Raw genomic sequence first — 9,278 nt, forward strand, 5'->3', positions numbered from 1 at the left:
GGCCTGGGCGTCCCAGATCTCTGCCCGGGATCCTGCGCCAATGACGGCGAGTTCCCGGCCAAGACCTGCATACTCCCGGAGCGCCGGCGGAATCGTCACGCGCCCCTGCTTGTCAGGTACCTCGTCCGAGGCTCCAGAGAGGAAAACACGGATGTAGTCACGTGCCTGCTTGGAGGAAATTGGAGCCTCCCGCATCTGCTCGTGAACCCGTCCGAATTCCGCCTCACTGAAGACGTAGATGCAACGCTCCTGGCCCCTTGTGAGAACCAGCCCGCTGGCAAGTTCCTCTCGGAACTTCGCGGGGAGGATAATTCGACCTTTTTCATCCAGACGCGGCGAATGTGTGCCGAGAAACACGGCCCACCGCCTGTCTGTCTTAGGAAGTCCAACGTCCCCTGTGCTGCCACTACCCTCTTACGTCCTCCACATTACTCCACATCGCTCCACAGTCAACGACACGCCCGGGATGTTTAGACAATTCTGCGGATGTTTATCCCCCTTCTTCCCAGCATTTGCAGGGAATCGGGACTGGTGGGGGAAAGTGGAGCGATTTTTGCCTGCTTGCCTCCCGCCCCGCACCGATTGACGGGGCGCACCGGCGCGGGAGCGAATAATTCGGTGCGGTTGTCCCTTTTGCGGCGCCGTCGAAGCCAAATTCCAGCACGGCTGCAGCAAAGGCGCCGGAAATAACCGCGTTAAATGGCGAAAGACCCGCCGAAGCGGGTCTCGCGCCGCTCCCCGGCGGACCGGTGGCGGGAAGTGGAGGACTTTACGGGGCCGTCACTGAGCGGTTTAGGACTCGCCCCCGTGCCGTTCGTCCCAGCGCTGCTCGAGGTTGCTCATGAACGAACTCCTGGGCTTGCCCTGCTTGCGTCCGCCGGCTGCCCTGGCCTTGCCGACCGCAGAACTGCGCATCGTGGCGAAATAGACGCCGGCGCCCATCACAACAAAGCCGAGGACCCCGATAAAGATGTTTTGCATCGACACCCCGACCAATAACAGCAGCACGCCCGCGAGAGTCGCGAGCACGCCGATGACAAGGTGGCGGGTGGACCATGAGCGTCCGGGGACCGATCCCATTGAGCTTGCAAACTTTGGGTCGTCCTCATGCAGCTGCTTCTCAAGTTGCTCCAGCAACTTCTGTTCGTGTTCCGAGAGCGGCATCACGACCTCCTCAAGTCTGCCAACGTCCGGGCATGACGTGGCCATTGCCCTAATTCCCTAACGCCCGGGATTCCGAAGTGGTTCCCCCGTCACCGCCATTGGTGAAAAGGGGTCAATTCAGCTCTCCCGCGCCGGTCTCAGCTGGCCAGGTCGCCCGAACGGTCGATCCAGTAGTCCTAAACCTAGGTATTAATAAGGATAGATTGTTGCGGCCTGTTCTGAAAGACAGTCTTAAGGCCCTTTCGCCGCCGGAACCCTTGGGAACGGGCGGCCCGCCGGGGTTCCTGCCGGGCTTACTCGGTGGCGCCCCCGGAATCCAGGAGCCGGGCCGGAAGGACTGACTTGTTACCGAACTTCCGGGTGACAGCATCGAGGGCTTGTTCGGCGGCCCGCCAGTTGTCGTCCCGGCGGTCAAGACTGAGCTGAAGCGGGGCATCGGCGGCCTCTTCCAGCTGCTCGGCGCGGATGCCGACCAGCCGGACCGTCATGGGCCGCTCACCCACCGATTCCAGGAGCTGCACTGCCACCGCGTACAGGAGTTGGGCGCTGTCGATCGGTGTGCTCACGGTGCGGCTGCGGGTAATAGTGGAAAAGTCGGCGTAGCGCAGCTTGAGCGCCACGGTACGGGCGTGCATGCCGGCACTGCGGAGGCGCTCCGCCGTCCGGTGCGAAAGGCGCAGCAGCTCCCTGTGAAGCAGCGCGTCATCCGCGGTGTCAGTGGCGAACGTCTCCTCGGCACCAATGCTCTTTTCCAGGCGGACCGGCGTCACGGGCCGTGGATCGATGCCCCAGGAGAGCCGGTAGACATGCTCCCCCGATGCGCCCAGCAGCTTGCGCAGCGAGGGCAGCGGCGACGCGGCGACGTCCGCCACCGTCCTGATGCCCCGGCGGGCCAGCACCTCCACGGTCTTGCCGCCGACTCCCCAGAGCGCACTGACAGGAAGGCTGTGCAGGTAGGGGACGGTTTCCTCCGGCCGGATCAGCAGCAGTCCGTCCGGTTTGCAGCGGGTGGACGCGATCTTGGCCACAAACTTGCTGGCGGCGATGCCCACTGATGCCGTGATGCCCAGCTCCCGGAACACGCGGGCCCGGATGAGTTCGCCAATCTCCCGTGGCGGCCCGAGCCTCCGGATGGCTCCCCCGACGTCCAGGAACGCCTCATCCACGCTGAGCGGCTCGACGAGGTCGGTGATGGAACCAAAGATTGCCATGATCTGGCCGGACACTTCGTAGTACAGCTTGTGGCGAGGCTCGATGATGACAGCCGAGGGGCACATCCGCGCCGCCACCACCATGGGCATCGCCGATCTGACGCCGAAGGCGCGGGCCTCATAGGACGCGGAGAGCACCACGGAGCGGTCCGCGGGGTAGCCCACGATCACGGGCTTTCCCTTCAGCTCAGGCCGGCTGCGCAACTCCACGGAGACAAAGAAGGCGTCCATGTCCACGTGCATGATGCTGCTGCGCCGCAGTTCCAGCAGGGACTCCCCGCCCAGGCTGCCGGCGGGCTGGATCTGGGGCTGCGCATTCGAGGGCCCGTTGGGGTGCATATTCCTCTGCGCTCCCTGCTGATTCTCTGCGTCCGGCCCCACGTCTTCAATCCTATGCCCGGGGACTGACTAAACTGGAGGCTGATTCCGCTTCAACCCCAGGAGGAAAGTCCCTGTGAAGGTATTTGGACAGCGCAAACGTGCCGCAGCCGCCATCGCGGCGGCTGGCGCGCTATTGGCCTTGGCCGCATGCACGCCTGCCGGCACCGGGAGCCCGGCGGCGTCGCCGGCGTCGACCCCGGACGCCTCTGCGCAGTCCTCCACCACGGCTCCCCCCAGCCCTTCCGCGGAGCCCGGCACGTCAGCCACGGTCGGCGCCCTCGTGCCCGGCTTCCCGCAGAAACTCCTGCCGCTGATGCCCGGAGCCCAGGTGGTCTCCAGCAGCTTCGACAAAACCACGGTGCCGGCAACCGCGGCACTGGTCGGCAGCATCACCGCCCCGGCCGCCGATGTCCTGGCTTTCTACGCCAAGGGGCTGCAGGCGCAGGGCTTCAAGCCCGTACCTGGGGAAACCGTCGGCGCCCTGCCGTCCAAGGACTTCCTGCGCGGGGACAACGAAACCGTGAACATCTCCGTCATGCAGACAACAGGGGTGTCCACGTTCACGATCGGTGCGAACGTCGCTGCCGAGTCCGTCAAGTGAGTCTCGCCGAACAGCTGCGGCTCGAGCAGGCGGATTACGTGGCCGCCGTCGCCGGCAAGCTCACCGAGTTCCTGACCAGCCGCCAGGCCATCATGGCCTCGATCTCCCAGGACATCGATCCGCTCATGGGCTCGATCTCAAACCTGGTCACGGGCGGAAAGCGCCTGCGGGCGCTCATGTGCTACTGGGGATGGCGCGGCGCCGGCGGAGAAGCCGGCGCGGCCGAGGTGGTCACGGCCGGCTCGGCCCTGGAGCTGTTCCAGGCCGCGGCCCTGATCCACGATGACATCATTGACCGCTCGGACACCCGCCGGGGCGGACCCAGCGTCCACCGCAGGTTCATTGAATTGCACGAGGCCCAGGGCTGGGCGCTGGACAGCGAGCGGTTCGGCCATGCGGCAGCGATCCTGACCGGGGATCTATGCCTGTCCTTCAGCGAGGAATCGTTCACGGAGATCGGACACCGTGCCGCCTCCGGCAGCCCGGCACGGCTGATCTTCAACCTCATGCGCGCAGAAGTCATGGCCGGGCAGTACCTCGACATCCTGGAAGAGGTCGCCGGGCCCCGGCGGGACCGTGCGGGGGCCGTCAGCCGGGCCCAGTCCATCATCCGGTTCAAGTCGGCCAAATACTCCACTGAACACCCGCTCGCCCTCGGCGGCGCCCTGGCCGGCGCCGGCGACGAGCTGCTGCGCGGCTATTCCGCCTTCGCCCTGCCGCTCGGCGAGGCGTTCCAACTGCGGGACGATGTCCTTGGCGTCTTCGGTGACCCCGTCACCACCGGCAAACCTGCCGGGGACGATCTCCGTGAGGGCAAGCGCACGGTCCTGGTGGCCTTCGCCCTGGACCAGGCCTCGGCGGCCGAATCAGAGTTCATCGACGCCAAGCTGGGCAGCCCCGATCTCGGGGATGAAGACATCGAGGAGATCCGGCGGATCATCGTGGACTGCGGCGCGCTCCAGGCCACGGAAGTGCTCATCGAGGAGTTCGGCAAGGCCGCCTTCGCTGCCCTAGACCTGTTGCCGCTTCAGGAGCTGCCCAAAACCGCGCTCCGCAGGCTGGCAGAAGCCACGGTCAGCCGCGCGGCTTAACCCTGCCCTCACGCCGGTAACGCGTTTTAACCGGTAACGCCTTTTAAGAGGTGCCTTGAAACGCGGCGGGCCGTGCACTGCGCTTGCGCTGTGCACGGCCCGTGATGGCACGTCCGGGGGATGCTGCCGGCGCAGTTGCTGCCGGTGCGCTTTTACCAGGCCAGTGATTGTGCCCTGCGGCGAATTTCGGTCTTGCGACCTTCCCGCAGGGCGTCAATGGGCCGGCCGCGGAGGGAATCGTCCGGCGTAAAGAGCCAGTTGATCAGTTCCTCATCCGAGTATCCGGCGTCTGAGAGAACAACAATGGTGCCTTTCAGGCTCTCCACCGCATGCCCGTCCTGGATGAAAGCCGCAGGCACGGACCGGATGCGCCGGTCGCCGATTCTCACGGCCGCCAGCGCACGCTCGTCCAGCAATGCATGGACCTTGGTGATAGATACGTTCAGAAGCTGTGCGACATCGGGCAGGGGCAGCCATTCGCCCACGAGGCTTTCTACATTACTCACGCATAAAGATTGCCACGGGCGGTGCCCCGCCGCCTAGTCGGCATCCGCAGAATTCACGCTGCGGCCATGGCCGGTCCCGCCGCGCCGGAATGCCGCCAGGCTTCACCGGGGACTCCCGTGGAACGACTTTCGGGCGACACTCCACCGGAAACGGGTTTGCGGAATGTCAAACGGTTCTTGTGCTAATTGCCAATTCATGAGAGATTCACATAGATCACATTTGTAACAGAAATAACTTTTGTCACACTGGTAACACCAGTTCTACCGGCCTGACCGCAGCGTTGCCGCTGAGAAGAGGATCTTTCCAATGACAACCTCACGTTCGCCACAGCTCCGTCCGGGGCGCAGCCTGCCGCTCATCGCGGCGACGACGGCGGCGCTTCCCGCCGTCGTGCTTTCCTCCCTGGCGATCGCCCAGCCTGCCGCAGCCGAATCGCGGGTGCGCTCGGTCCCGGCAACGCTCGCGGCCGCCATGCGTGCCCAGGCGACGGCTGACGCGTCGACATCCCTGAAGGCGGCAGTGATCCCGGCCGCCTCCGTCCCGGTGACGCTGCCGAGCGCCTTGCGGCCCGCGCAGGCGGCGGCTCCGGCCGCCTACACGATCGCCCGCGGCGACACCATCAGTGCCATTGCCGGCCGCTACGGCCTGGACACGTTTGCCGTGCTCAAGCTGAACAACCTGCAGCCGAACACGATCATCTACCCGGGGCAGAAGATCAAGCTCACGGGCTCGACGCCGGCGCCGGCAGCGCCCAAACCGTCCGCACCGGCGAAATCGACGCCGGCAACGCCCGCCTCGGGCGGAGGCAGCGTGTACGTCGTCAAGTCCGGCGACACTCTGAGCGCCATCGCCAGCCGCCACGGCGTTGGTCTTTCCGAGATCTTCAAGTGGAACGGGCTCGGGATGAGCTCCGTGATCTATCCCGGCCAGACGGTCAAGGTCGGCGGCGGTTCCAGCACGCCGGCCACCTCCGCACCCGTGGCCACCTCCGCACCCAAGCCGTCGGCGCCCGCGCCCGCCAGTTCCGGCTCCTACACCATCAGGGCCGGCGACACCCTCTCCGGCATCGCGGCCCGCAACGGTGTCAGGCTCTCGGACGTCCTGTCGGCCAACCGGCTGACAATGTCGAGCATCATTTACCCCGGCCAGAAGCTCGTCATCCCCGGCGCGTCGACCATCGCACCGGCATCAAGCACGCCTGCCCCCACCACGCCCCTCGTGCCCAGCACGTTCCTCGGGTTCAGCTACCCGGCCGCGGTGGTCAGCTCGGCCAACCAGAACAAGGCGCTGCTCAACGCCTCCCCGGTGCCCACCCGCCAGCAGATGAAGTCGATCGTGGCGGACACGGCCCGGCGCATGGGCGTGGACGCCAGCCTTGCACTGGCCTTTGCCTTCCAGGAATCCGGCTTCGACCAGCGTGCCGTGTCACCGGCCAACGCGATCGGCACCATGCAGGTCATCCCGTCCTCCGGCGAATGGGCCTCCGATCTGGTGGGCCGCAAGCTGAACCTGCTCGATCCGTACGACAACGCCACGGCAGGCATCGCGATCATCCGCCAGTTGGTCCGCACGAGCCCGGATGTGGACACCGCAATCGCCGGCTACTACCAGGGCCAGTACTCGGTGAGCCAGAACGGCATGTTCGAGGACACCAAGGGCTACGTCGCCGCCATCAAGGCCAACCGGCAGCTGTTCGGCTAAACCCGGCCGTTCGGCCAACTACAGACTCCAGCACAGGCTCCCTTTCGGCGGAGCGTGACGCTACGGGCCCGGATCGCATGTTGATTCGGGCCCGTTTCTGTCCAGCGACTACGATTGTAAGGTGCAGGAATACGTGTCGGATGCTCTCGTAGGGAACCTGGTGGACAACCGCTACCAGGTTCGATCCAGGCTTGCCCGCGGCGGGATGTCCACCGTGTACCTCGCCACGGACCAGCGCCTTGAGCGTGATGTCGCGCTGAAGGTGCTCCATCCCCATCTGGCCGACGACCCGCAGTTCCTCGATCGGCTGGGCCGCGAAGCCAAGGCTGCCGCCCGGCTCTCCCACCCGCACGTCGTGGGCGTCCTGGATCAGGGCGAAGACGGCCGGCTCGCCTATCTGGTCATGGAGTTCATCAAGGGCCACACGCTGCGGGATGTCCTCAATGACAAGGGCGCCCTGTCGCCGCGGCTGGCCCTGGCGCTGATCGATCCGGTCGTCGAAGGCCTCGGCGCCGCGCACGCCGCCGGAATGATCCACCGGGACATCAAGCCCGAAAACGTCCTGATCGCCGACGACGGGCGGATCAAGCTCGGCGACTTCGGCCTGGCCCGCGCTATCTCGACGTCCACCAGCACGGGCGCCCTGATCGGGACCGTCGCCTACATCTCCCCCGAACTTGTCCTGGGCAAACAGGCAGATGCCCGCAGCGACATCTATTCGGTCGGGATCATGCTTTACGAAATGGTCACGGGCCGGCAGCCGTTCGAAGGCGACGTGCCCATCCAGGTCGCCTACCAGCACGTCAATTCCACCGTCGCAACGCCTTCGCTGGAGGTGCCCGGGCTGGCTGAGGAGATCGACGAACTCGTCCAGTGGTGCACGGACCGGGACCCGGACAAGCGCCCCGTCGACGGCAGCGCCCTGTTGTCCGAGCTCCGGCACATCAGGACCAACCTCAGCGACGCCGAACTCGACCTCCAGCCGCCGGCGGCTCGCAGCACCCTGCCGGCCGTAGCAGCACCGCCAACCCGGCCGCCAGGCGGTACCGGTCCGGCGTCGGACGCGCAGGCAACGGCCCACGTGCTGCCGCCCACCGGAATGCCCACGGAGTTGCAGACTGAGGTATACGGCAGCCTCGCCCGGCCCACCGAGATGATTTCCCGCACCGGCGGCAACCCGACCACCGTGATGTCCGGTGCCCCGCGGCGTCCGGCCTACGGACCGTTGTCCACCCCGGACGAGGCGGCCTACGACGGCGCCGGGTATGACGGCCCGCCGGAGAGCGCGGTTGCCCCCAGCAAACGCGCCCAGCGCAAGCTGGACCGGGACGAGGAGAAGGCACGCCAGCGCGCCGCCGCCACGCCCACCAGGACGCTGCACGAGGGCAACCCCCGGCGCCGCGGCTTGCTGTGGATCGTCCTGCTCGTCGTCGCGGCGCTGCTCGCCGCCGTCGCCGGCTGGTTCTTCGGCATGGGTCCCGGGTCGCCGGGAACGATTCCCCCGGTGGCGAACAAGACCGTTGCCGAGGCCCAGGACCTGCTCCGCACCGCCGGCTTCCAATCCACCGTGAAGGATGTCTTCGACGACGACGTCTCGCCCGGGCTCGTGGTCGGCTCGGAGCCGACCGCCGGAGAGGTCATCCGCAAGTTCCAGCCGGTGTCGCTGGCCGTCTCCAAGGGCCCGGAGCTGTTCCCGCTGCCGGAACTGGCCGGCAAGAGCCTGGGCGAGGCCAAGACCACGCTCAACGGCGCCCAGATGGCTCTGGGCCCGATCACCGAGACCTTCGACGAGAAGGCGCCGGCCGGAACCGTCCTTGCCCAGGCTCCGCGCAGCGGCAACCCGGTCAGGCACGGGACGCCCGTGGGCCTGACCGTCTCGAAGGGCCCCCAGCCCATCCCGGTCCCGGATGTCCGCGGGCAGGCGCAGGACACCGCTGTAAAGGCCCTTGAGGATGCAGGCCTGAAGGCCGTGGTGGCCCCGGAAGCAGTCAATGACAGGAATGTCCCCGAGGGCGCGGTGCTGGCGCAGGACCCGGCCTCCGGCAACCTGACCAAGGGCGGCACCGTCACCTTGACCATCTCGAAGGGCCCGAAGCTCGTCGAGGTGCCCAGCTTCATCGGCAAGCAGGCCTCGGAGGCCCAGGAAGCCCTTGAGAAACTCGGCTTCAAGGTCCAGGTCGATAACATCCTCGGCGGTTTCTTCGGCACGGTCCGGGACCAGAATCCCGTGGACACGAAGGCCCCGGAAGGCTCGACCGTCACGCTCACCGTCGTCTGACCGGCACCCCGCTCCGGCCCCTGCCGTCGCACAAGAAAGCTCCGCCCGGCTGCTGTAGCCGGGCGGAGCTCTTTGTCAGAACGCGTTCTGTGGGAAACGTTCTGTCGGAATGCGTTCCGCCAGACGCGTTCTGTCCATCAGTGCGTCAGCGCTTGGAGAGCGCTCCGGCCACCAGGAACGCCATCTCGAGCGACTGCATGTGGTTCAGGCGCGGATCGCAGACGGACTCGTAGCGGTCCAGGAAGGCTTCCTGGTCGATCGGGTCGGCTCCGCCGAGGCACTCGGCGACGTCGTCACCCGTCATCTCCACGTGCAGGCCGCCGGGAACGGTGCCGAGCGCGTGG

At 66.5% G+C, this 9,278-nt stretch carries 9 protein-coding genes; 4 read left to right on the top strand and 5 right to left on the bottom strand.

Going from position 1 to position 9,278, the window contains the following annotated elements:
- The 3 genes from mraZ to dinB form a co-directional block, all read right to left on the bottom strand.
- Positions 1–357, bottom strand: a 357-nt coding sequence (gene mraZ, locus AC1D1S_RS16215; protein WP_476994925.1) for a division/cell wall cluster transcriptional repressor MraZ, incomplete at its 3' end; no start/stop codon positions are given.
- A gap of 435 nt (positions 358–792) precedes the next feature.
- Positions 793–1,164 carry a DUF3040 domain-containing protein gene (locus AC1D1S_RS16220; protein WP_243179532.1) on the bottom strand — a complete coding sequence of 124 codons (372 nt, stop codon included), beginning with the start codon at positions 1,162–1,164 and terminating at the stop codon, positions 793–795.
- A gap of 293 nt (positions 1,165–1,457) precedes the next feature.
- Positions 1,458–2,714 (bottom strand): DNA polymerase IV, encoded by a 1,257-nt coding sequence (dinB, locus tag AC1D1S_RS16225; protein ID WP_243179533.1) that lies wholly within the window; start codon positions 2,712–2,714, stop codon positions 1,458–1,460.
- Between the two features lie 115 nt (positions 2,715–2,829).
- Here dinB and AC1D1S_RS16230 point away from each other — a divergent pair, with 115 nt between their 5' ends.
- Together AC1D1S_RS16230 and AC1D1S_RS16235 are read left to right on the top strand one after the other, a co-directional pair.
- Positions 2,830–3,357 (top strand): RodZ family helix-turn-helix domain-containing protein, encoded by a 528-nt coding sequence (locus AC1D1S_RS16230; RefSeq protein ID WP_028275890.1) that lies wholly within the window; start codon positions 2,830–2,832, stop codon positions 3,355–3,357.
- Positions 3,354–4,448 carry a polyprenyl synthetase family protein gene (locus AC1D1S_RS16235; RefSeq protein WP_476994926.1) on the top strand — a complete coding sequence of 365 codons (1,095 nt, stop codon included), beginning with the start codon at positions 3,354–3,356 and terminating at the stop codon, positions 4,446–4,448. Before AC1D1S_RS16230 ends, AC1D1S_RS16235 begins: the two co-directional genes overlap by 4 nt.
- Positions 4,449–4,600: 152 nt before the next feature.
- On the opposite strand, the gene AC1D1S_RS16240 is transcribed toward AC1D1S_RS16235, so the two are convergent.
- Positions 4,601–4,954 carry an Rv2175c family DNA-binding protein gene (locus tag AC1D1S_RS16240; RefSeq protein WP_026266238.1) on the bottom strand — a complete coding sequence of 118 codons (354 nt, stop codon included), beginning with the start codon at positions 4,952–4,954 and terminating at the stop codon, positions 4,601–4,603.
- 307 nt (positions 4,955–5,261) lie between these two features.
- Between AC1D1S_RS16240 and AC1D1S_RS16245 the strand changes: the two genes are divergently transcribed.
- Positions 5,262–6,656, top strand: a complete 1,395-nt coding sequence (locus tag AC1D1S_RS16245; protein ID WP_476994927.1) for a lytic transglycosylase — start codon at positions 5,262–5,264, stop codon at positions 6,654–6,656.
- A gap of 121 nt (positions 6,657–6,777) precedes the next feature.
- Entirely contained in the window at positions 6,778–8,934 is a 2,157-nt protein-coding gene (locus AC1D1S_RS16250; RefSeq protein WP_476994928.1) for a Stk1 family PASTA domain-containing Ser/Thr kinase, read from the top strand.
- Between the two features lie 145 nt (positions 8,935–9,079).
- Here AC1D1S_RS16250 and AC1D1S_RS16255 read toward each other — a convergent pair.
- Positions 9,080–9,278: 3-deoxy-7-phosphoheptulonate synthase (locus AC1D1S_RS16255; protein WP_476994929.1), on the bottom strand; the 199-nt coding region annotated here is incomplete at its 5' end.

This window comes from Arthrobacter sp. P1_A5 (genome assembly GCF_056406825.1).

What these genes read in the sequence shown, in the direction of transcription:
- AC1D1S_RS16220 (WP_243179532.1), bottom strand. Translation starts at nt 1,164, where the DNA reads ATGCCGCTCTCGGAACACGAACAGAAGTTGCTGGAGCAACTTGAGAAG.
- dinB (WP_243179533.1), bottom strand. Translation starts at nt 2,714, where the DNA reads ATGCACCCCAACGGGCCCTCGAATGCGCAGCCCCAGATCCAGCCCGCC.
- AC1D1S_RS16245 (WP_476994927.1), top strand. Translation starts at nt 5,262, where the DNA reads ATGACAACCTCACGTTCGCCACAGCTCCGTCCGGGGCGCAGCCTGCCG.